Here is a 22,623-nt window from a genome sequence, read left to right as displayed (position 1 = left end):
GGGAAAGTTGTGATTCAATCAGCCTTTTTACAGAAAATTGGATACGAAGCTTCGTCCATTACGTTTGATCAATTACCGGATTTACTAAGGAAGATGGCTTATACCTTTCCTTTTGAAAATAGATCTGTGGTGGGTAAACACGCCTATGCTTTGGATCAAGAAGGTTTGAAGCATCATCTTCTGGAAGGCAGCAGAGGTGGGCTTTGCTATGACCTCAATCCGCTCTTATATTATGTCTTAAAAGAGGCAGGTCTCGCCGTACAGCTCGTTCAAGGGACCGTATATAACAAAGAAGCAGAGAAGTGGGCACTGGATGGGACGCATGTAGCCATCGTCCTTCAACATCACCATGAGCGCTACCTCATTGATGCCGGATTTGGTGTGAATTTACCCCTTCAGCCCGTCCCTTTTACAGGTGAATGGGTGGAAGCACCGTCTCTTCGTTTTCGAGTGAACGCAGAGGAAACAGAAAAAGGAACCCATCTACTCCAATTGGATAGGGGAGCAGGTGCTGAAACAGGTTATGCTTTCACATTGAAAGAAGTCGGTGAAGATACACTTGTGCAATTGAGGCATGAGATTTATGAAAATGAAGCCTCTCCTTTTAACAAAAGACCGCTTGCATCCAAACTGACACCAACAGGTCGTGTGATCGTGACAGAGGATCATGTCACGATACATGAACAGGAAGAAGTATCGAAGAAACCACTCTCACAACCGTTTGAGGAGTACGTACAAAAACTGCTTCCGTAAACAATATGAAAAAAGACAGCCCTTTTGACTTAGGGCTGTCTTTTTATAATGATTAACGAATCCTCGTAAATGTCGCATAGTGATCGGTTGTTTTATAAATGAGCCAGTCACTTGAATACACTAGGCGGTCAGCATTACGGAAACCGGAGACGTAGTTGATGTCGGCTTCACGCCATGTACGGCCGCTAGCTGATGGAAGGCGTCCCTCCCGATTAGAGAATACGTCTCCACCGATGCTTTTGCCCGGCGCGACTTCAGCTAAATTTCCTTTTGATGCCACCCATCCGAGGGCGCTCGCTTGTGATTTGGTGATGTAATTATCAGGTAGTCGTTTATAGCGGATTAAGTAATCTGCTACACCATCAAAGGTATTAATGACGGCAAGGGTACGAAGGTCTGGTGCAAGCTGTACGGAAGCAGTCTCATTTGTGGCTGTGGGTGTAAGTGGTGTTTCTGCATGGACTTGCTGCGGGATAAATCCAGAAAACAGAATGGCAGCAATCAGAGCGAACAGAGTAAAAATCGAACTTATTTTTTTCATCTTGATCCTCCTCAAAAGGAAATGGGATGCCGTCCTCTTGATGCTTGTCTACCTCATATTATAGCACCGGCATATGAAGAGAATGTAAAGAATCAGGAGATTGGAAAAAATGAGGCTTTTTGACCTACTGTCTCTAGATGACGTAAACAAAAAGACGCAGTTCCCTGCGCCTTTTTTCAATTAAGATGAGGCAAGCTCCTTCACAATATCAACAGGGGCTTTGCCGTCAATTCCATGAAGCACATTATGAATGGCTCGTTTCAGCATAAGATCTCTTGTCGTTTCAGTAGCGGAACCGATATGCGGGGCAAGTGTGACATTGTCCATCTCTTTGAAAGGATGATTTTCCTGAAGCGGTTCTTGCTCATACACATCCAGACCAGCTCCTTTGATCCACCCTTCCTGCAGTGCTTGAATGAGGCTTTTCTCATCGACGGTTTTTCCGCGGGAGATGTTCACGAATAAAGCTGTCGGCTTCATTAATTTCAATTCCCGCTCTCCTATCATATGGTACGTCTCATCAGTCAGCGGTGTGATTAACACAATGATATCAGCTTGCTTTAGCAAGTCATCCAGTGCACAATATACAGCGCCATAGGCCGATTCGGCTTTCTCGTTTCGGCTCCGGTTGTGATAGAGGACGTTCATATCAAAACCATGAGCGGCTCGTTTGGCTACTTGCTCACCGATTCGTCCCATCCCAATGATCCCAAGCGTTTGATGATGGACATCAATGCCGAATATATCTTCCTCTTGAACAAATTTTGTCCATTTTCCCTTGCGGATAAAACGATCAAGCTCGGCAATTCTCCTCGCAGAAGAGAGAATGAGCGAAAAGGCAAGATCAGCAACGGTATGATCGAGTGTATAAGGCGTGTGCGTACCAATCACGCCTCTTTGTCTCATGGCTTCTAGATCAAAATTGTCATAGCCGACTGAATTATTGCTTACCACCTTGAGTTGAGGTGCATGATCTAATAAATCTTGATCAATTTTCGTACCTGATGTTAAAAGGCCATCAGCCTTCTGCAGCTTCTCAAATAATAGATCTCTTGGGATCGGGTCCTTTGACTGCCATACCTCGTATGTACAATGTTCTTTTAACATGTCTTCAAAAGTGGCAGGTAAGGGTTTGGCGACAAAAATATGTGGTTTCATCATCAACTCGCTCCTTTCACATGGTCATCTTTCTCTTTTTATTATAAAGCAACCATTTTGGCAGTACACGTTTGAATATGAGCTGCTCAATATTTAATATACTGAAATAACGGAAAAGGAGAGATTTTTATAGTGAAAGAGTAAATGACATGGCCATCTGATGTCTTTTTATGATGTAGAAAAACGAATGATTAGTAGATGAGTCATAGAAAAATGCTAGATGTTTCGGGAGATAATCTGACAAACTGGAAAATAGATCGAGACTTTTTGATAGAAAATTTATTATATTTGCAGTGTATTAAACGGGACGGTCATTTTCTACTAAACCTTTTCATCGTCTTTTGGTGAAATGTGAGCCATCGTTTGTAAGCAAAAGCCGCATATCCCCTGTGCTGAAGCGGAACAAAGAGCAAAATAGAGAAAATGCTTACATATTCTCTCATCGTTTTCTCATTTTTTTCTTTTTTTTCTATCATTTTTCTTCTCTATGCTTGAGAACACACAAGGGAAAAGGAGGCCAGGTAAGGCGTTACAATCACTTAAAAAAGATAGGAGATGACAGGATGGGATCAACATTAGAACAGATTCTTCAGCACAATGCAGATTTTGTGAAAGAGAGACAGTATGAGCCTTTCAAGGCGGGAAAATTTCCTGAGAAGAAATTGGTTATATTAACTTGTATGGACACACGCCTGTTGGAATTATTACCGCAATCCATGGGGCTTCGTAACGGTGATGCGAAGATCATTAAAAATGCAGGAGCCATCGTTACACATCCATTTGGCAGTGTTATGCGGAGTATTTTACTAGCCATTTATGAGCTGAAAGCAGAGGAAGTATGCATTGTCGGACATCATGAATGCGGAATGGCAGGCCTTGCGGCAGACCCTTTACTTGAAAAGGCAAAAGCACGGGGAATTGAGGAAAAGTGTTTGAGCATTGTGAAAAGCGCAGGTGTCGATTTAAAGGGCTGGCTGACAGGCTTTGATTCAGTGGAAGAGAGCGTATCCCAAAGTGTGAAATTAGTCAAAGAGCACCCGCTCATGCCAAGTGATGTAGCTGTTCATGGACTAGTGATTCATCCGGCAACAGGAAAGCTGGATGTCGTTATAAAAGATAAACAGATCGACCCGCAATATATCTAAATCATCTACACATACTTGAAGGAGGCCAACACATACCATGCGTTTTTATGGAAGATTTGAAGGTTATGATTCATCAAAGTTTAGACGCGATTTAATCGCTGGGCTTGTCGTGGGCGTTGTGGCAATTCCTTTAGGCATGGCTTTTGCCATTGCATCTGGTGTCGGACCAGAATACGGATTATACACAGTCATCGTTGCCGGCATTTTGATTTCATTGTTTGGTGGTTCAAAGTATCAGATCGGCGGACCGACCGGGGCATTTGTTCCAATTTTATTCGGGATCGTCAGCCAGTACGGTATTGAAAACTTACTCATTGCTGGTTTTATGGCAGGCTGTATGCTTGTCTTATTCGGAATATTCAAACTAGGGAAGCTCATGAAATTTATTCCTCGTCCGGTTATCATCGGCTTTACTGCCGGCATTGCTGTCATTATTTTTTCAGGACAGATTGCCAACTTCCTCGGATTAAAGGGTGTTGAAAAGCATGAAAGCTTTTTCCTCAATATGAGAGAAATCGTGGTCCATCTTGGTACCGCAAACAGTTTCGCCATTCTCACAGCGATTGTTGGGCTCATCGTGATTTTGGCGGCACAAAAATACATTCCCAAAATACCTGGTGCTCTATTAGGTCTACTTGTTTCAACATTTATAGCTGTTCTCTTTTTTCAAGGACAAGTTGAAACCATCGGCTCTGCATATGGCGAAATCCCTCGTCAGCTGCCAACTTTCTCTTTTCCTGAATTGACGATTGAAAAAATGATTTATCTGCTGCCGCCGGCTATTGTCATTGCCCTTTTAGGCGGCGTGGAGTCCATCTTGTCAGCTATGGTTGCTGATAATATGAAAGGCTCAAAGCATGACAGCAACAAGGAGCTTGTCGGGCAAGGAATTGCCAATATGGCGGCACCGATTTTCGGAGGGATCCCAGCGACGGGAGCGATTGCTCGTACGGCAACAAACATTAAAAATGGTGGAGCAAGCCCCATTTCAGGAGTCGTGCATGGTGTTGTTGTCTTGCTCATCTTAATGTTATTTGCACCATATGCATCGATGATTCCACTTGCTGCCATGGCACCGATTTTGATGTTTGTGGCGTGGAATATGAGTGAGAAAAAAGAGTTTATCAATATTGTCAAAGTCAAAAATGCGGATTCCCTTGTGCTTGTCGTGACCTTCCTGCTAACGGTCATCGGTGATTTGATTATAGGGGTGACTGCAGGTCTCATTTTAGCGTTTATCGCCTTTATCAAAAAAATGAGCCAGACAACGAATATCCACACAAATGTCGCTGTTCCTCAAATCGAAACGGCGGCTGCCTTAGAAAGGGAGACCGATCAGAAAGGGGTTAGTATGTATTCGATTGAAGGGCCACTCTTTTTCGGTACAACCGATTCATTGGAAAATTCGATTTTGGATCATGTTCAGACAAAGCCGAAAACACTCATTTTGCTTATGAACAAAGTGAATTATATGGACACCTCAGCAGAAGCGGTTCTGATGAACATTTCCAATCGTTTAAAGCATCACAATGGAAAATTGATGATTGTAGGGCTTCAATCACAGCCAAAAGAGCTTTTGCATCGTACCGGACTTTTCCATCACATTGGAAAGCAGCATTTCTTTGAACGAACGGACGATATTTCACCACAGCAGCTATAAAAGGCTAAAAAAAGCACGTGACATGTCAGTCACGTGCTTTTTACCTGCTCTTTTTCACTAGAAAACCGTTGTGTGAGTTTCTGTTGATGGGAAGAGAAGACCTCTTCTACTGTTACATCATAGAGATCAGCTAGAACAAGTAGATTTCCTAAGACATCTCCCATTTCTTCAATAAGGTCCTTCCTTAACGCGGCGTCCTCCTGTGTTTTCTCATCAGGTCGATCGCGTCCAATTTCGACCGCCCTGACTGCGCGAGCGAGTTCACCTGTTTCTTCCATCAGGAAACCTAACCTGATAAACGGCCCGTATTCTGTCCAATTTCTCATTTTGTAGAAATCTTTGATCCATTTTTCCATTTCAGTTGTTTGCATTCTCTTTATACAGCTCCTTATATGGTGTTCATCTTCTGATTTTACACTATATATAGATGGAGCGGCTGTTTCTTTACAATGAATTATAGTAGAATGAGTGGGTGAAGAAATCATAGAGAGAGATGGAGCTGTTTTGATGAAAACGATTTGTGTGTTTGCTGGTTCGAATCCAGGTGTGAATGACATCTACAAACAAAAAGCTGTCGAGCTAGGGGCTTATATGGCAGAGCAAGGAATCCGCCTTGTATACGGTGGCTCACGAATTGGCTTAATGGGAGCTATAGCGGATGAGGTATTGAAAAACGGCGGGCAAGTGATCGGAGTCATGCCAAAAGGGCTTTTTAGAGGAGAAGTTGTGCATCAAGAGCTCACTGAACTCATTGAAGTCAAAGGGATGCATGAACGAAAAGCGAAAATGAGCGAGCTGGCCGATGGGTTTATTGCCATGCCAGGTGGTTTTGGTACATATGAAGAATTATTTGAGGTGCTATGTTGGGCGCAAATTGGCATCCATCAAAAGCCAATCGGATTGTATCAAGTGAATGACTATTTCAATCCGCTCATAGACATGGTGAAGTTTAGTGTAAAGGAAGGTTTTTCGAATGAATCACACCTTCAATTGCTACATGCCTCTGGAGAACCGGAAGAATTGATTTCACAGATGGCTTCCTATCAAACACCGTCTCTTCAGCAGAAATGGACGGAGCTGTCTTAAAATAGATGCATAACAAAAAACCGTCTGTTCAAAGAGCAGACGGTTTGTTTTGTGATTATTTTTGTTCTTCTGTATTACGGGTCAAGACTTTGTCAATGAGTCCGTATTGAAGTGCTTCTTCCGCTGTTTTGAAGTTGTCACGATCTGTATCGCGCTCAATGACTTCAATTGGCTGACCAGTACGTTCAGCAAGTACTTGGTTCAGTTTATCGCGTAAAGAAAGGATTCGTTTTGCCGCAATTTCAATTTCTGTTGCTTGACCTTGCGCACCACCTAGTGGTTGGTGAATCATCACTTCACTATTTGGAAGGGCATAACGCTTACCTTTTTCACCAGCAGCAAGCAGGAACGCACCCATAGATGCAGCCATACCAATACAAATAGTTGATACCTTTGGTTTAATAAATTGCATCGTATCATAAATGGCCATACCAGCTGTGATCGAACCGCCAGGGCTGTTAATGTAGATAGAGATATCTTTTTCAGGATCCTCGGCTTCTAAGAAGAGAAGCTGTGATACGATGGAGTTGGCAACATTGTCATCGATCGCAGAACCAAGCATGATAATACGGTCTTTTAAAAGACGAGAATAAATGTCGTAAGCTCTTTCCCCACGATTTGTTTGCTCAATGACTGTAGGTATTAAATTCATAATGTTCCTCCTTCACCTTTTAGGTAAGTATGTAATTCAATGATACATTTTTGGTCAATAAAGGTCAAACAAAATGCTGACCTAAAATCAAATACCCCTATCCATTTTCCCCAAAATCCTTTCACTTCAAACCATCATATGATTATATGTATGGGAATGAAGAAAATACATCGACAGGGCTGGCGATTAATCATTGCTTTCTTGCAGCATTTCCCTTATAATTTGATATGCTGACGTTTAAAAAACATATCGTGCGCTCGTAGCTCAGTTGGATAGAGCGGTGGTTTCCGGTACCACGTCTGCCGGGGGTTCGAATCCCTCCGAGCGCGTACTTAATTAGTAGAATAAAAAGGCCTCTCGATGCAAATATCTATCGAGAGGTTTTTTATATAGAAATAAATTGCAAAAACGTAAGGCGAGTTCCTTTGATGATAATTAACGCGTCTTTTAAATTTTAATATATAGCTTCTCATTGTATTTATCTGTGATTGAGTAAATTGTTTTCTGATCATCGACTTTTTTTGTAGAGAAGTATTTAATCCCGATATCCTTATGAGTATTTATAATGGTTTTGTATTCTAGGCCGGTTCCTTTATTTGAGAATTGAATTTGAGTGATTGGATGTTTTTTATTAAAAACCGATGATTGCCATCCTCCAATCGGCTGAGTATGACCTTCGTATCTTTTGAACTCTGTCACATGATTCATTTGAAGCAACTCAATTGTTCTGCCGTCCAGTGTGCTTTCCAAAATAATTTTCTTTTTTGTTTCTACAGTTGTATTCACATGTTCGCCAATATTGAATATTTGACTGTACGTACACTCTTTATTACTAGTTAACTCATCAAAAATGATAATAGACTCCATTTTCTTTAGATATAAAAGTGTACGTTTGACAATATTCCCCGGATATAGCGAGTGTATGCCGGTAACAAAACTGTAATCCTGGTGAAAACCATAATTCTGTATATTTGATTTTCCAATTTTCTCATCGGTTATCTCATACGATTTGCGATTTACGGTAACAGTATTGTGTGCTTTTGTGCTTCTAAAATACTGACGATAACTATCTTTTTCTTGATAGTTATACTTACCTGAGTCTACAAAAAAATCAGTTTGTCCAATAGATAGTAGAATGGATAAATCATCAGCGTGTTTATGAACTCTTGAATGAAAGCCAGCAGTAAATTTTAAGTAAAGCTGGGCACTATTAAATGTCCAAGTGTTTCTGAAAATCGCAACTCCAGCATCTTTGTATACTTTATCAATTTCAGGTTGTTTCCCCAAAAGTCCGCTTGAAAATGTAAAGAGGAAGTTTGGATTCGAAATCATTTCTTCTGAAAAATGGGACATATCTAGGGGATTTGAATCACCTGTTAGAGGAATTTTTCCATCTGGCTTAAACAAATACGCTAAATATTCTTCCATCTTATAGATTAAAAAAGATAATTCAGGAACTTCTTTTCCATGATAATTTAAGAAATCATTGATACTTCTAAAAAGATTTAATACAACGATGTGGTATTCTGCACTATGTTCAAGATGAACACCGCTTTGAGCAACATCCTTTCTAGCATGATCCATAAATCTATTAATGGCTTTATCATACCATCTATCCGCATTAGCTAGATGAGGAAAAACTAGGGATAATTCAATCAATGAGCGATCTTGGAAAATGCCATGATTATTAATGAAAGTATGGTTCTTATCATCTTCAAGATAATTGCCGTGTTTTATTAATGTTTGTGTGATTACTTCAGTAAAGGTCTCTTCATAGATAGGTGAGTCTTTGTAGTTATCCCAAAAATGAATGATATTCACAATTCTATTAGCCACACTGTGATCCTTCCAAGCATAGACACTTGCTTGTTGTTCTTTAGAAGGGTTTTTTACTATCCAACTATGAATGATCTCTTTTGCTTTTTTAAGATATTTCAAGTCGGAATCTAGTTCATATGCGTGCATTAAATATGCTACAATATCCAAACTATGTAAATAAAAACACCAAGTCACATTTTGATAAGGATTCTCTTCCCAAGTGATTTCAGTTACATTTACAGCAGGCCAAGCGGAGTGTACATATAAATAATTTTCTACTATTTTGTCAGCGTTAGCGATTGTATTTTTGGTTTGCTTACTTCTTTTGAAAATCAAGGTTTAGTCACCTTCCTTTAAGACTAGAACTAATTATACAGTAAAAAAGGAGATATCTATCAAATTTTCAAGATATTACGGAGAAATTCTTTTAAAGATGTTCTATTCAATTCTCTGAAATCTGAATGCATGATGAAAACTATCTATAGAAAGTGTTTTTTAGCTGTCATTTACACCACACTATTTATGCTATAATTAATAATCATTCTCAATTAAAGGTGGTTTTCGTAAGTGAAAAAAATGATTTGGCTTATGAGTCTGCTGGCAGTATTGTTGGTGGCTTGCGGGCAGAAAGACAATAAAGAACAAGAATCAAATACTCGTACATATACAACTGAAACGGGTGAAAAGATCACCATTCCTGACAAGCCAAAGCGTATTGTTGTGTTAACAGCGCAGCTTGGAAATTTTAAAAAGTTAGGTGTGACACCTGTTGGCATGACAGATGTTTATCCTAAATCATCCTTTTTAGATGAAACAGGTGTGAAGAGGGTGCCGATAGAAAATGTGGAGGCAATCGCCAAACTGAAGCCTGATCTCATCATTGCTTATTCACAAAATGATCAAGTTGAGAAATATAAAAAGATCGCAAAAACAATTACTTTCACAACAAGTGAGCATAGCTTTAAAGAGATGCATATTGAAATCGGAAAGATTCTTGGAAAAGAATCGTTAGCGAAAAAACAAATACAAGAAATGGACGAGCAGCTGAAAAAAGACGGCAAAGAGGTCAAAGCAAAAATTGGTGAAGACAAGACGTTCTCCATTATGGATGTGCAGCCTAAGCAGGTATACTTATTTGGTACAGACTTTGGCCGCGGTGGGGAGGTCATCTATCAAGGGTATGGATTTAGCCTGCTTGAAAAAGCGGATAAGGCTCTTCCGAAAGAAGGGTATCTCGGTATTTCATTAGAAGAGATGAATGAGTATACAGGTGACTATTTACTTGTACCAACAAAGGATGGAAAAGCACCTAATCTAGATATCACAGGTAGCGGTGTATGGAAGAAGAATAAAGCAGTGAAACAAGGACATGTTTTATCCTATTCAATCAAAGAATTTATCTATGCTGATCCAATCTCAATTGAAAAACAGTCTGCTGCGTTTAAACAAATGCTGCTCAAAAATTAATAGAAAAAAGACAAAGCACTTAAACAGGAGGCTTTGTCTTTTTTTCTGCTATCCTCTTAAAATACTAGCCATAAGTCTCATTTATCCCCTTTTCAGGCGTATTTGTTGAGCCCGATCACTGTATAAGATTAACATGGTAGAGAATTGACAATAAGGAGAGGATTCTTGTGGCGAAGGTTTTAATGATTACGTTCCCAGCTGAAGGACATGTGAACCCAATGTTAGGAATGATAAGAGCATTTGTTGATCGAGGTGATGAAGTGCATGTGGTCACAACTGAACATTATCAAAAGCGGATCAAACGCTTAGGCGCTCACGTACATATACATCCAGATTATATTCGCACATTAAGTGTCGAAGAAAGCGATTTAGAGTCCATGCAGCCATTTTTCCATGCCATGCTGCAAACGTCATTAGACATTTTAGAAGTGGTGGAAACTCTTTCTCAACAGCATTCATTTGATTTGGTCTATTTTGATATGTTTGGAGCAGGTGAGCTTGTGCGGGATTACTTACAAATTCCAGGCATTGGTTCGAATCCTTCTTTTGTGCTGCAGGAGGCGCATTTTGATACACCTTTATACAGAAAAGATGAGAAGGCGGCTCATCTGTTAGAAGAAATACATGAACGTTTTGGCGTTCAGCCAAAGCATTTGATGCAATTCATGAAAAACCGTGGAGAGCTGAATATGGTGTATACAAGTGAATATTTTCAGCCGTCTGTTGATGCATTGGATGATTCGTTTGTTTTCATTGGACCGAGTTTTCTAAAACGTGCTGACCAGCACGATTTCCCATTAGAAGCGCTTGAGCGGGAGAAGGTTGTCTTTATTTCAATGGGAACGGTTCTTGGAGATACTGAAGCATTCTTTAATATGTGTATTGATGCCTTTGCCGACTTTGATGGAAAAGTGATTCTCGCAACTGGTGAAAAAATTGACATGTCTCTCCTAAAAGAAGCGCCATCTCATTTTCTCATCGAGCCTTATGTGCCGCAGCTTGAAGTCCTTGAACTGACAGATGTGTTTGTGACCCACGGCGGGATGAACAGTGTCAATGAAGGTATTCATTATCATGTTCCAATGGTTGTCATCCCGGTTGACAAAGATCAGCCGATGGTGGCAAAAAGACTGACGGATCTCTCTGCTGCTCGTGCACTCGATAAAGACCAGCTGACAGCAAAGCAGTTGAGAGATACTGTAGAAAGTGTACTGGGAAGTGACACGTACCGTGCTGGAATTGAAAAGGTTGAAGAAAGTTTCCAAACAGCAGGTGGAACAGAAAAAGCATTACGTGTCATTGATCAGTTTATGCAAGCGAAACAGACTCAATCATGAGTCTCTCAGCGTGTAGACAAACCCTCGAATTCGCCCGCAGGTCTGTGCGCTGGTGCTCGCCCTTCCTAGACTGCAAAGGTTTTCTTTCACGCTGAAAAGAAGACAAAGAGCTAAAATAAAGATCATTTTAGCTCTTTGTCAACAACCTGACAGACTCAATCATGAGTCTGTTTTTTCGGTGAAAAAAGCCATTGTATTTCCCAGATCTGTATGCTAATATTCAATTCGTAATCATTTCGATTAATAATCGTAATGATTACGATAAAATGAACATTTGGGGGAAGTACATATGAATCATCAACCTGTTTACATAAAGAAAAAGGACGAGAAAAAGCAGTCCTTTGTGACATATACCTTGATGCTGTTTTCAGTCATGGCTTGTTTTCTATTGGCATCTTGTTCTGAAAATAAGACCTCTTCCAGTTTAAGTGGAAGAGAAGATGATGAACTGGTGTATGCAAGTACAAAAGATATAAGAGACATTAATCCCCATCTATATGGCGGGGAGATGGCCGCTCAAAATATGGTGTTTGAATCGCTTGTTGTGAATACGGAAAAAGGCATTCAACCTGCCTTGGCCCAAAGCTGGGATATTTCTAAAGATGGAAGAACCTACACATTTCATCTTCGAGAAAACGTGACTTTTTCAGATGGTGAGCCATTTAATGCGAAGGCTGTCAAAATGAATATTGATGCAGTTGTCAAAAATATTGAAAAAAATGCTTGGCTCAATCTCGTGTCAGAAATTAAATCCACAAAGGCTGTAGATGAACATACATTTGTTCTCACATTGAAGGAGCCCTATTATCCAACATTAGAAGAGCTTGGTTTAACACGTCCATTCCGTTTTATTTCTCCCAAAAGCTTTATTGATGGCACCACATCAAAAGGCGTCAAAGGTTATGCAGGTACAGGTCCTTATGTGTTAAAGGAACATAAGAAAAATCAATATGCCATTTTTGAAGTGAATCATCACTATTGGGGAAAGAAGCCAAAGATTTCAACAGTGAAATGGAAGGTCATGCCGGATCACCAAACGATTTTACTCGCTCTGCAAAAAGGGGAGATCGACCTCTTATTTGGAGCTGATGGTGACATGATCGACGGAGATTCATTTCAGGCTTTAAAAGAAGCTGGTCAATATGGGGTAACCGTGAGTCCTCCTGTTGGATCAAGATCTATTGTGATCAACTCCAATCAACCAATAACACAAGATCCAAAAGTAAGAGAAGCATTTCAATATGCCATTCAAAAAGAGATGATTACAGAAGGGATTTTAAATGGAACTGAACAGGTGGCACATACACTGCTCGCCCCATCAGTCCCTTACGCAGATATTCCGCTTAAAAAGAAAACCTATCAAAAAAAGAAAGCAGAGGCATTATTAGATGAGGCAGGCTGGAAGCTAAAAGAAGACGGCTATCGCTATCAAAAAGACAAGCCGCTCAGCGTGACCATTTATTATAATTCGGATAATGCAGGTGAAAGAACGATTAGTGAATCGATTCAGCAGGACTTCAAGCAGGTTGGAATCAAGCTGGATATTAGAGGTGAAGAAAAACAGGCATTTTTAGATCGTCAAAAAACAGGAAAGTTTGATCTTATGTACTCTCTATCTTGGGGACTTCCTTATGACCCTCAAACATACGTCTCTTCATTCCGTGTTGCATCCCATGCTGATTATCAAGCTCAGTTAGGATTGAAAAAGAAAAAGTGGCTGGATGAGACCATTACGAAAGTATTGGTGGAGCCTGATGAGCAAAAGAGGGCACAAATGTACCGAGATATTTTGACGTATATTCATGATGAAAATGTGTATATCCCTATTTCCTATTCTGTGACAAAGGCCGTTTATAATAAGCGCCTCAAAGGTGTAGATTTTCATGTATCTCAGTATGAAATTCCCTTTGATCGAATGTATTTTTCGTCATAAATCGGAGGCTGAGACATGACACGCTATATCATAAAACGATTATTGCTTCTTTTGCCGCTCATTGTATTCATTACGTTTTTTGCGTTTGTGCTACTTGCGATGCGTGCGAGTGATCCAGCTGAGGTCGCTTTACGTGTGAACCAAGTAACCCCAACGGAAGAGATGGTTGAATCTATGCGTCAAGAGCTAGGCTTAGATCAACCGTTTTTCATACGCTATGTCACATGGCTTAAAGACGGATTAACAGGTGATTTTGGCAGTAGTTATGTCACACATGAGCCTGTACTTGACCTGATGATGGAGGCACTTCCTGCGACTTTACAGCTTGCAGGGATGTCCCTTTTGTTTATTATTGTGCTGAGTTTGTTATTCGGAATGGTATGTGCATATGCGGCACATACATGGTTGGATCGAATCGTGAGAGCATTTGTGTTTATTGCAGCTTCCATGCCTAGTTTTTGGTTGGGCATTTTGTTTATCTGGCTTTTTTCAGTCAAATTTAACTGGGTCAACACGAGTGGAATGGAAGGATTTAAATCGATTCTTTTGCCAGCGATGACTTTATCACTTGGCTACTTATCGACCTATGTGAGACTCATTCGAAATCAAATCCTAAAGTTTCAGCACGAGCCCTTTGTTTTTTATGCAAGAGCTCGTGGTTTAAAGGAACGAACCATTCAATTGAAGGTGATGAGACATGCCCTTCAACTAGCAGTAACAGCACTCGGTATGTCAGTACCAAAGCTCATTGCAGGAACCGTCATTATTGAAAATCTCTTTGCTTGGCCAGGGGTTGGCCGTTTGTGTGTAACAGCTATTTTTCATGCCGATTTCCCTATTATTCAAGCCTATTTGTTTGTGATGGGATGCCTGTTCGTTGTGTGCAACCTCGTTGCTGATGTCATACAAATGATCATGAACCCGCAGTTAAGAAAGGAGGTCTAAAAAATTTGATCGTATGGAATCAATTAAGAAAAGATCGAATGGCTATTCTGTCTATCTGGCTTTTGGTACTTGTCACATTAGCTGGGCTGTTTGCACCGTTTCTAGCGCCGCATGACCCAACTGACACGAACATTCTTCAAAAATATGCTGGTGTGAGTCTAACATATCCCCTCGGAACCGATCAGCTGGGGAGATGCGTATTGTCCCGGCTCTTATATGGTATTCGGACAACGATGCTTGCTGCCGTGCTGACAATGTGTATCACGATGTTCATTGGTACGATACTTGGACTTGTAGCTGGCTTTTTTAGAGGGAAAGTTGATGGAGCTCTAATGAGAATATGTGATGTCATGCTGTCATTTCCAGCAGAGGTGATGATTTTGGCCGTTGTGGGCATTATGGGACCTGGGCTTTTCAATATTATTTTGGCCAATGTCCTTGCAAAATGGGCTTGGTATACAAGGATGATTCGTTCGTCAGTCCTGCAATATACGAATGAACCATCTGTTCAGTTTGCGAAAGTATCTGGGGGTTCACCTTTTTATATCCTTCGAAAACATCTATTTCCTCGCATCTCAGGAGAGATTGCTGTCTTTGCTACACTTGACGCAGGCTGGGTCATTTTAAATATTTCTGCTCTGTCTTTTCTTGGATTAGGTGTGAGTGCACCTACACCGGAATGGGGCATGATGCTCAACGAGGCGAAGAATGTCATGGTGACGCACCCGGCTCATATGCTCCCGCCTGGACTTGCGATCTTATTTGTGGTCATGGCACTGAATTTTTTAGGAGACAGTCTTCAGCAGGTCATGAACCCTGCCATGCACCTTACCAACAAAAAAGGGGGGAGACGGTTTGCCTTTCATCGAGATAAAAAATCTGTCCGTACATGATCCGATTCAACAAAAGGATTTAGTGGCAAATATCACGTTTACATTACATAGACAACGTTGTTTAGGCGTTATTGGAGAAAGTGGAAGCGGAAAATCAACCGTTGCAAAAGCATTAATTGGCCTTATCCCTCCTTCGCTAGAGATGATTGGGACCATTTTGTTTGACGGTGAAAAATTGACAAGTCAGACTTCACAGCAGTGGAGAGGAAAGCGAATTGGCTACATTCCACAAGATGCTATGAATGCGTTCAATCCAATTGAAACAATTGGTCATCAAATACTTGAAACGTTCCAGCGGCATTTGGGTTTACGTGGAAAAGAAGGGACAGCACATGCGATCACTGGGCTAGAACGTGTCCATTTAAACAATCCGCATATGTTAATGAAAAAATATCCTCATGAGCTGTCGGGAGGAATGCTTCAACGTGTCGTGATTGCCATTACGATCATGCTTTCTCCTGACGTGATCATTGCCGATGAGCCTACAGCATCATTAGATGCATATAACCGGCGCGAAGTCATCACACAATTACAGAGGCTGAAAGAAGAAACAGGAGCTGCCTTGATCATCATTTCGCATGATTTAGGCGTCGTTCAGGCAATCGCTGATGAATTGTTGGTGATGCACCAAGGGAAGATGCTTGAGCATCGTCATGCAAAAGAGATATTTACATCACCTGAGCATCCTCAAACGAGGCATTTACTAGAAACGAGGCTTCGCTTATCGGCACCCCTTGAAGCACTGAGGCAGCAGAAGAGAGTGAGGGCATTCCCATGCTGATCACAGCAAATCAACTACTTAAACATGGAGAAGATAAAGGGCGCTTTTTTCATAAAGAGGAATCCATAGCACGCATAGCTCAGGTTTCATTTCAGGTTGGAGAAGGTGAATGTGTCGGGTTAGTCGGTGAGAGCGGTAGTGGTAAAAGTACAATAGCACGTACGCTGCTTGGTTTAGAAACATTAGACGGCGGAGAGATAAAGATAGATGGATGGCCAGCTCATACATGGCGTAAGATGAACCGGGGGGAAATGAGTGTTGTTTTTCAGGATTATCTATCTTCTGTCCATCCTTCCTTTACAGTGAAAGAGATCATAGCAGAACCCATGCAAATAATAAAGCGAAACATGAATATGAACCAAAAAGTGTTGTCCCTGCTCAAGCAAGTAAGACTTCCATCGTCTTTGCTAAATCAATATGCTCATCAGCTAAGCGGCGGTCAGCTCCAGCGTGTATGCATAGCAAGAGCCATATCGACGAATCCAGCCATTCTCATCTTAGATGAAGTCCTTAGCTCACTTGACGTTTCTGTCCAAGTTCAAATATTGGAGCTTCTTGAGACATTAAAGCAAGAGTTAGATATGACCATTCTCATGATTACCCATGATCTAGAGGCAGCCGTTTATTTATGTGATCGACTTCTTTTTTTACATGAGGGAAAACTTGTGGAAGAATGTAAAAGTGACCAGCTGTTTGAAGCGACTCATCCATTTACGCTCAAGCTAATAGACTCACTCATGCCTTTTCAGCTTGACAAAAAATAACCAATCTTTTATCGTATACGTAACAAATGACGGAAGGGTGACCCAATGCAATGAAGTACTAATCCTATGACCTGTAAGCAAAATGAAAGAACGAAGGCAGTGAGCAAACGATATGTGTTGCTATGTTTGCTGCGTTTTCATTTTTTAGCTTCGGAATAGGATGGTACAGCTTGGGAATCAAAGATTGAAGTGATGGATACGGGGGAGATGTGTGCTCATTTGATGAACCGCATGTCATTCTGTATCGATACGCTTATTTTTGTACACCATTTTGCCTCCTATTCTGAGAATGGGAGGCTTTTTGATGTCTCCTGATACGAAAGGAGAGGGTTGGATGTTACTGAGAGCCCACCAATTAAAAGTATTTCGAAAGGATCGTTTGTTATTTGATATAGAGGAGCTTGCCATTCATCAAGGGGACCGAATCGGCCTTGTAGGGACAAATGGCAGTGGGAAAACGACATTGCTCCATGTACTGGCGGGTAGGGAAAAACCAGACAGCGGCACATTTGCACACACTACAACTTGTACGTTGCTTCCTCAACTAAAGACAGGAGATGGCAGACAAAGTGGCGGAGAGATGACTCAAGCTTATATTGAGAGAGCTTTAAGCCGGCCTTCTGCCCTTTTATTAGCCGATGAACCGACGACTCATTTAGATACGGAGCATATTGAGTGGCTAGAAGAAAAGCTTCGTCATCATCAAGGTGCTCTGATTGTCGTCTCGCATGACCGTGCTTTTTTAGATGCGTTATGTACAGACATTTGGGAATTGGAAGATGGGAAGCTCAAACTATACAAAGGCAACTACAGCGATTTTGCCCGGCAAAAAGAACTCGAACATCGCCAGCACGTGGAGGCGTACGAGGTGTATACCCAAAAGAAAAAACAGTTAGAACATGCACTGCAAAAGAAAATGAAAAAAGCCGACAAAGCGACAAAGCCATCTCCAAAGCTGAAATCCTCGGGGCCTAAAATTGCGAAGCCTTATTATGCAAACAAGCAAAAAAAGCTTCAAAAAACAGCCAAATCTATTGAAACAAGAATGGAGAAATTAGAAAAGGTGGAGAAGGTGAAGGAAGTCCAGCCTCTTCAAATGACGCAGCACACCATGAAGGAAGTGGCAAGCCGCTCCATTTTTCGTGTCGAACATGTAGATGGCATGGCAGGAGATAAAGTCCTTTGGAAAAAGGCGAATGTAGAAGTAAGAGGCGGAGACAAAGTCGCGATCATTGGAAAGAATGGGAGTGGTAAAACGACATTTCTCCGAATGCTTGTAAACGGACATCCCGGGATTTTTCGTTCAGAAGCCGTGAAGATTGGTTATTTCAGCCAAGATCTTTCAGGACTGAATCTAGATGAATCGATCTTACAAAATGCACTGGAACAGGCGATTCAAGATGAGACGATCGTTCGCACCGTTTTAGCGAGACTTGGGTTTCGGGGAGACGATGTGTATAAGCTGACGAACGTATTAAGCGGCGGGGAACGGGTGAAGACGATGCTTGCAAAGTTGCTCGTCAGTGATGCCAATGTTCTGATGCTTGATGAACCCACGAACTTTTTAGACCTTGCGGCAGTAGAAGCGCTTGAAGGACTTTTAAAAGATTACCCGGGCACAGTTGTGTTTGTCTCCCACGACAGGAGGCTCATTGAGCAGGTGGCTACTCGTATTCTTCATGTGCACGAGGGTACCATTGAACGCTTTGATGGCACCTATGAAGAATATAAACAAAAGGAAGAAAAGCCAGCTGCTACAAAGAAAGAAGAAGAGCTCCTGCTGATTGATATGCAGCTGTCTGAAGTGCTCAGTCGTTTAAGCATCGAGCCTTCTCGTGAGCTTGAAGAGACGTTTCAAGCATTGTTAAAAAGAAAGAAGTTGTTAGAGTCATAAAAAAAAGCCCCTGTGTTTACTGCACAGGGGTCTGTTCGTTTCGTTCTTTTTTCAATTGTTCAAGTTCGCTGACTGTGACAAGCTGGTAGCCTTGTTTGGTGAGTTCATGTATGATCTTCACTGCTGCTCGAGCAGAGCTGTCATAAATATCGTGCATGAGTACGGTTTTGCCATCTGCTGCATGTGAGAGAACATGGCTTGTGATCTGCTGGCTGTTGCGAATTTTCCAGTCTTCAGGATCGACATCCCACAATGAAACGTTCATGCCCACCGCTTGATTGATGTCGGGATTTGTTCCTCCATATGGCGGTCTAAAGTGCGTAGGAGTATAACCGCTGGCCTTTTCAATCAGCTTCTGCGTGTCTTTTACTTGTTTGACCGCTTCTTTTAGAGGGAGTCTCGTTAATAAAGGATGGTTATATGAATGGTTTCCGATCTCATTTCCGCTCTTTAAAATGTCGGCAAGCATTCCAGGATAATACTGAACCCTGCTTCCTAATACGAAAAAGGTGGCGTGTCCTTTATTTTCCTTCAGCGCTGCTAAAATGGTTGACGTTGTGGCTGGGTTTGGACCATCATCAAATGTGAGTGCGATGGCTTTTTTATTCGGATCAAGCTTTGGCTTTTGCGGCAGCTTGACGGCTTTTCTTTTTGGATTCGGTTCTTTGATTTCATTCTGATTTTTGGTCTTATTCATATATTCAGGCTTCAAGATATCTTTTAGCAGCGTCTTTTTGATCGCCAGCGTTTGCGGACCTAAGTCCTTTGCGGCTACTTGAGAAGCTGGGAAATAGAACTCTATATATTTCTCTTTTAAGGCGAATTGACTGAAGTTTTGATCAGTAGGGGCTGTTCCTTTTTGAAGGAGTGATAGATCCTTAGACAAGGTTTTATCTTTTTTAAGCTCCGTGTATGTAATATAGGATAATTTTTTCAAATAGTCCTTTTTTGGTTGAAATAAATCTTTTGTGTCAAGAAAGTCTTTTTTCTGAAAATCGAAATTGATTGTGACGTGATGAGTGGTCCCATTTTGCTGACCTGTATATGTGTAGGTCGTAAAATAAATGGCCGCAGATTGTTTTGCATAGTGCACCATGTCATAGTCAATATTCAGTTCAAACCGTTTGTTTTCATCAATGTCCTTTGCTTCACTAAATGTCTTTTTGAAATGCTCTAATGCTGAATTCGCATAGCTTTGAATCTTGTCATCTAGCTTTTTTTGATGAAAAAGTGGATAGTTCACCGCATATCTCATAAACTTCCCGTCATTTACAAGAGTGACAATTTCAACATTTTTATAATTCGTATCCTGCTTCACATTTTTCTTCTCTGTACCGCTTGCTTGCTGATTTTGAAAGAATGCAACTGCTCCAATGACGATGGCAAGCGCAAATAGGATGATACTCCATTTTCCCTTTACTGACACAACTTTCAATTCTCCTCTCATGACGGGTCATTCTTTATTCCTTTGACATCTGTTTGTAATATTTTTATAACATTTGACTTACTTTTGTAATTTTAGGGGATTTTCATGCGGAATGTCAACTATTTTCCTATTAAAATACTGTAAAAATTGATAGGTCTTTTAGAACGAGAAAAAGCAGAAGGAAAGAATTCTCATATTTGCCGTCTACCAATACCTTCAATAATTAAAAAAATGAGCCGTACATTGATTTTTCAGAGGCTGACGGCTATAATTTTGATGATTATGATTCTCATTTTCAAACTGACTTTTAATGAAGAAAAGGATGACACCGATTTTGCCGGATAAGCGAACATCTCAACAAAAACGATCATCACCTATTTTGTTCTTTTTATTGTTTTTTCTCGCTGTCATTGGTTTATTGGCAGCTATGTTTTTGGCTGTTTCATACGGTGCAAAGTCATTGTCTTTGCAAACGGTCTGGACAGCTGTGTTTGACTATCAGTCTCATGTGACAGAGCAGCAGATCATTCATGAATTAAGGCTTCCTCGTGTGTTAGGAGCTGCGCTTGTTGGAGCGGCGTTTGCTGTGGCAGGTGCGCTCATGCAAGGCATTACAAGAAATCCGCTGGCAGATGCGGGGATATTAGGCATTAACGGCGGTGCGATGTTTGTAGTCGCTCTCTGTTTTGCTTTTTTTCCAGGAATGCCTTATTCGGCATTGATGTTATTTTCTTTTTTTGGTGCCGTTCTCAGTACACTGCTGATCTTTGCCATTGGGGCGGCTGGCGGCGTGCTGACCCCACTTCGGCTCACTGTAGCTGGAGCTGTTGTTGCCGCATTGCTGCATGCGCTAAGCTCAGGTATCGCCATTTACTTTGATCTCAGTCAGGATCTGGCTTTTTGGTATGCAGGGGGTGTGGCAGGTGTCAAATGGCCGCAGCTGATGATCCTTGCTCCAGTCATTCTCATTGTCATCGGTTGGGCGATGTTATTAGGACGATCCCTCTCGTTATTATCACTTGGTGAAGATGTAGCTGCGAATTTAGGGGTGAAAACCCGGCAAGTGCGAATACTAGGTATGGCAGCTGCGGTTCTGCTGGCAGGCGTGTCTGTATCGGCGGTTGGGTCTATTGGGTTTGTCGGGCTTGTCATTCCGCATATTGCACGAAAGCTGGTTGGGGTCAATTATCGTTTCGTCATTCCGATGTCAGCGATTTTAGGCGCAATGCTTCTTGTCTTCGCTGATCTTGCCAGCCGGACAGTAAATCCGCCAAGAGAGCTTGCTATTGGCGTCATGGTGGCACTTGTTGGTGTTCCTTTCTTCTTATATATTGCCAGAAAAGAAGGGAGGAACCTGTCATGAAAGAGAAACGGCGTGCTCTTGTCGTGACAGCCGTTTTGCTTTGTCTGAGTGCGGCTGTCGTGCTGTATAGTTTAAATACCGGCACGCTGAAACTCAGTCCTCTCGTTGTCGTCAAAACGTTATTTGGCTTTGGAGATTTCCAAAGTGAGACGGTGCTGTTTGATTATCGTCTGCCTCGAATCGTCGTGACGATACTAGCTGGAATAGGTCTAGGTATCGCAGGTGGCATTTTGCAGAGTTTATCCCGCAATCCACTTGCCGATCCTGGGATTATCGGTCTGAATGCAGGAGCCGCATTCGGCTTAATCATCTTTGTGACGTATTTTCACGTACTAGAAGGAAATCCATCTTTACTCATTCCGCTCTTTACATTTGGTGGTGGCCTACTTGCGGCGTCAGTCATCGTTCTTCTTGCGTACGACAGGCATGAAGGGCTTGTACCTATCCGGCTGATTCTTGTTGGAATTGCCGTAGCTGCGGGGTTTAGTGCATTGACGTTATATTTGTCATTAAAACTGGATGAAGATACATATACCTTCGCTTCAAGGTGGCTTGTGGGAAATGTATGGGGAAGAGACTGGATTCATGTACTTGCGCTCCTGCCTTGGATCGTATGTCTTGTCCCGCTTACGCTCATGCAGTCCAGCACACTCAATGCGTTAACGTTAGGTGATGCCGTCGCCTCAAGTGTCGGCGTACGTGTACAGCGTAAACGTCTGTTGTTACTCACCTTAGCTGTAGGTCTAGCGAGTGCAAGTGTATCGATGACAGGCGGAATTGGTTTTATTGGCCTTGTTGCACCTCATTTGGCGAGGCGTCTTGTCGGCTCACTGCACCAATATTTTTTACCAGTAAGTGCCCTGCTTGGGCTGTTGATTCTGGTCAGTGCCGATACAATCGGACGTTCCATATTTGCCCCAAATGCCATCCCAGCAGGTGTGGTTGTGGCTTTTATCGGAGCACCTTATTTTCTCTATTTATTAACAAAAACAAAATAAGAAAGAGGA

19 protein-coding genes, 1 tRNA gene and 1 pseudogene are annotated in these 22,623 nt (G+C 41.6%); 15 read left to right on the top strand and 6 right to left on the bottom strand.

Translation table 11 applies throughout. The features are described from left to right. The first annotated feature begins 9 nt into the window (after positions 1-9). Entirely contained in the window at positions 10-753 is a 744-nt protein-coding gene (locus tag LCD32_RS15550) for an arylamine N-acetyltransferase family protein (protein WP_008348123.1), read from the top strand. 52 nt (positions 754-805) lie between these two features. Here LCD32_RS15550 and LCD32_RS15545 read toward each other — a convergent pair. Both LCD32_RS15545 and LCD32_RS15540 read right to left on the bottom strand, forming a co-directional pair. Next, positions 806-1,132 (bottom strand): annotated as a pseudogene (locus LCD32_RS15545) (ribonuclease); the annotation flags it as partial. 342 nt (positions 1,133-1,474) lie between these two features. Further along, the gene (locus LCD32_RS15540; protein ID WP_224564177.1) at positions 1,475-2,452 is read right to left on the bottom strand and encodes a 2-hydroxyacid dehydrogenase; all 978 of its coding nucleotides are present in this window, start codon (positions 2,450-2,452) and stop codon (positions 1,475-1,477) included. A gap of 563 nt (positions 2,453-3,015) precedes the next feature. On the opposite strand from LCD32_RS15540, the gene LCD32_RS15535 reads away from it, so the two are divergent. Both LCD32_RS15535 and LCD32_RS15530 read left to right on the top strand, forming a co-directional pair. Continuing rightward, positions 3,016-3,597 (top strand): beta-class carbonic anhydrase, encoded by a 582-nt coding sequence (locus tag LCD32_RS15535; protein ID WP_224564174.1) that lies wholly within the window; start codon positions 3,016-3,018, stop codon positions 3,595-3,597. Positions 3,598-3,634: 37 nt separating this feature from the next. Continuing rightward, positions 3,635-5,257 carry a SulP family inorganic anion transporter gene (locus LCD32_RS15530; protein ID WP_060781448.1) on the top strand — a complete coding sequence of 541 codons (1,623 nt, stop codon included), beginning with the start codon at positions 3,635-3,637 and terminating at the stop codon, positions 5,255-5,257. Between the two features lie 29 nt (positions 5,258-5,286). Here LCD32_RS15530 and LCD32_RS15525 read toward each other — a convergent pair whose 3' ends face one another. Further along, on the bottom strand, positions 5,287-5,628 hold the full coding sequence (locus tag LCD32_RS15525; protein ID WP_017368102.1) for a MazG nucleotide pyrophosphohydrolase domain-containing protein: 342 nt from the start codon (positions 5,626-5,628) through the stop codon (positions 5,287-5,289). Positions 5,629-5,764: 136 nt separating this feature from the next. Between LCD32_RS15525 and LCD32_RS15520 the strand changes: the two genes are divergently transcribed. Further along, on the top strand, positions 5,765-6,343 hold the full coding sequence (locus tag LCD32_RS15520) for a TIGR00730 family Rossman fold protein (protein WP_060781447.1): 579 nt from the start codon (positions 5,765-5,767) through the stop codon (positions 6,341-6,343). A 55-nt stretch (positions 6,344-6,398) separates the two neighbouring features. On the opposite strand, the gene clpP is transcribed toward LCD32_RS15520, so the two are convergent. Continuing rightward, positions 6,399-6,995, bottom strand: a complete 597-nt coding sequence (clpP, locus tag LCD32_RS15515) for an ATP-dependent Clp endopeptidase proteolytic subunit ClpP (RefSeq protein WP_007500118.1) — start codon at positions 6,993-6,995, stop codon at positions 6,399-6,401. A gap of 253 nt (positions 6,996-7,248) precedes the next feature. Between clpP and LCD32_RS15510 the strand changes: the two genes are divergently transcribed. Then, a tRNA-Arg gene (locus LCD32_RS15510) sits at positions 7,249-7,324 on the top strand. 118 nt (positions 7,325-7,442) lie between these two features. On the opposite strand, the gene LCD32_RS15505 is transcribed toward LCD32_RS15510, so the two are convergent. Beyond that, a complete protein-coding gene (locus tag LCD32_RS15505; RefSeq protein ID WP_224564173.1) occupies positions 7,443-9,149 on the bottom strand; it encodes an alginate lyase family protein in 1,707 nt (568 codons plus the stop codon). A gap of 240 nt (positions 9,150-9,389) precedes the next feature. Between LCD32_RS15505 and LCD32_RS15500 the strand changes: the two genes are divergently transcribed. The 8 genes from LCD32_RS15500 (at position 9,390) to abc-f (ending at position 18,827) form a co-directional block, all read left to right on the top strand. Then, the gene (locus LCD32_RS15500; protein ID WP_060781655.1) at positions 9,390-10,280 is read left to right on the top strand and encodes an ABC transporter substrate-binding protein; all 891 of its coding nucleotides are present in this window, start codon (positions 9,390-9,392) and stop codon (positions 10,278-10,280) included. Positions 10,281-10,447: 167 nt separating this feature from the next. After that, entirely contained in the window at positions 10,448-11,617 is a 1,170-nt protein-coding gene (locus tag LCD32_RS15495) for a macrolide family glycosyltransferase (RefSeq protein ID WP_224564170.1), read from the top strand. A 289-nt stretch (positions 11,618-11,906) separates the two neighbouring features. Next, positions 11,907-13,550, top strand: coding sequence for a nickel ABC transporter substrate-binding protein (gene nikA, locus LCD32_RS15490; RefSeq protein WP_224564167.1), 1,644 nt, complete (start codon positions 11,907-11,909; stop codon positions 13,548-13,550). Positions 13,551-13,565: 15 nt separating this feature from the next. Further along, positions 13,566-14,495: a nickel/cobalt ABC transporter permease gene (opp1B, locus tag LCD32_RS15485; RefSeq protein WP_035389465.1), complete on the top strand. Its 930-nt coding sequence runs from the start codon at positions 13,566-13,568 to the stop codon at positions 14,493-14,495. Positions 14,496-14,500: 5 nt separating this feature from the next. Beyond that, positions 14,501-15,388: a nickel/cobalt ABC transporter permease gene (gene opp1C, locus LCD32_RS15480; RefSeq protein WP_035389463.1), complete on the top strand. Its 888-nt coding sequence runs from the start codon at positions 14,501-14,503 to the stop codon at positions 15,386-15,388. Beyond that, positions 15,351-16,169, top strand: coding sequence for an ABC transporter ATP-binding protein (locus tag LCD32_RS15475; RefSeq protein ID WP_182488934.1), 819 nt, complete (start codon positions 15,351-15,353; stop codon positions 16,167-16,169). The genes opp1C and LCD32_RS15475 overlap by 38 nt, the downstream gene beginning before the upstream one ends. Beyond that, positions 16,163-16,933 carry an ABC transporter ATP-binding protein gene (locus tag LCD32_RS15470; RefSeq protein WP_046527391.1) on the top strand — a complete coding sequence of 257 codons (771 nt, stop codon included), beginning with the start codon at positions 16,163-16,165 and terminating at the stop codon, positions 16,931-16,933. The genes LCD32_RS15475 and LCD32_RS15470 overlap by 7 nt, the downstream gene beginning before the upstream one ends. A 334-nt stretch (positions 16,934-17,267) precedes the next feature. Continuing rightward, positions 17,268-18,827 (top strand): ribosomal protection-like ABC-F family protein, encoded by a 1,560-nt coding sequence (gene abc-f / locus LCD32_RS15465; RefSeq protein ID WP_192876890.1) that lies wholly within the window; start codon positions 17,268-17,270, stop codon positions 18,825-18,827. Between the two features lie 16 nt (positions 18,828-18,843). Here abc-f and LCD32_RS15460 read toward each other — a convergent pair whose 3' ends face one another. Beyond that, positions 18,844-20,253 (bottom strand): polysaccharide deacetylase family protein, encoded by a 1,410-nt coding sequence (locus tag LCD32_RS15460; RefSeq protein WP_060781445.1) that lies wholly within the window; start codon positions 20,251-20,253, stop codon positions 18,844-18,846. Between the two features lie 427 nt (positions 20,254-20,680). On the opposite strand from LCD32_RS15460, the gene LCD32_RS15455 reads away from it, so the two are divergent. Both LCD32_RS15455 and LCD32_RS15450 read left to right on the top strand, forming a co-directional pair. Next, a complete protein-coding gene (locus tag LCD32_RS15455) occupies positions 20,681-21,616 on the top strand; it encodes a FecCD family ABC transporter permease (protein ID WP_393920096.1) in 936 nt (311 codons plus the stop codon). Beyond that, complete coding sequence (locus LCD32_RS15450; RefSeq protein ID WP_008347766.1) at positions 21,613-22,614, top strand: FecCD family ABC transporter permease; 1,002 nt, start codon at positions 21,613-21,615, stop codon at positions 22,612-22,614. The genes LCD32_RS15455 and LCD32_RS15450 overlap by 4 nt, the downstream gene beginning before the upstream one ends. Positions 22,615-22,623 lie beyond the last annotated feature (9 nt).

The sequence above is a fragment of the Bacillus sp. RSS_NA_20 genome, from assembly GCF_020165915.1.
GTDB lineage: Bacteria > Bacillota > Bacilli > Bacillales > Bacillaceae > Bacillus > Bacillus altitudinis.
This window is presented reverse-complemented; position numbering and strand designations above follow the sequence as displayed.

Coding starts and splice junctions, on each gene's coding strand:
- LCD32_RS15470 (WP_046527391.1), top strand. CDS start 16,163: ATGCTGATCACAGCAAATCAACTACTTAAACATGGAGAAGATAAAGGG.
- abc-f (WP_192876890.1), top strand. CDS start 17,268: ATGTTACTGAGAGCCCACCAATTAAAAGTATTTCGAAAGGATCGTTTG.
- opp1B (WP_035389465.1), top strand. CDS start 13,566: ATGACACGCTATATCATAAAACGATTATTGCTTCTTTTGCCGCTCATT.
- LCD32_RS15500 (WP_060781655.1), top strand. CDS start 9,390: ATGATTTGGCTTATGAGTCTGCTGGCAGTATTGTTGGTGGCTTGCGGG.
- LCD32_RS15520 (WP_060781447.1), top strand. CDS start 5,765: ATGAAAACGATTTGTGTGTTTGCTGGTTCGAATCCAGGTGTGAATGAC.
- nikA (WP_224564167.1), top strand. CDS start 11,907: ATGAATCATCAACCTGTTTACATAAAGAAAAAGGACGAGAAAAAGCAG.
- clpP (WP_007500118.1), bottom strand. CDS start 6,995: ATGAATTTAATACCTACAGTCATTGAGCAAACAAATCGTGGGGAAAGA.
- LCD32_RS15540 (WP_224564177.1), bottom strand. CDS start 2,452: ATGAAACCACATATTTTTGTCGCCAAACCCTTACCTGCCACTTTTGAA.
- LCD32_RS15530 (WP_060781448.1), top strand. CDS start 3,635: ATGCGTTTTTATGGAAGATTTGAAGGTTATGATTCATCAAAGTTTAGA.
- LCD32_RS15455 (WP_393920096.1), top strand. CDS start 20,681: ATGTTTTTGGCTGTTTCATACGGTGCAAAGTCATTGTCTTTGCAAACG.
- LCD32_RS15535 (WP_224564174.1), top strand. CDS start 3,016: ATGGGATCAACATTAGAACAGATTCTTCAGCACAATGCAGATTTTGTG.
- LCD32_RS15525 (WP_017368102.1), bottom strand. CDS start 5,628: ATGCAAACAACTGAAATGGAAAAATGGATCAAAGATTTCTACAAAATG.
- LCD32_RS15450 (WP_008347766.1), top strand. CDS start 21,613: ATGAAAGAGAAACGGCGTGCTCTTGTCGTGACAGCCGTTTTGCTTTGT.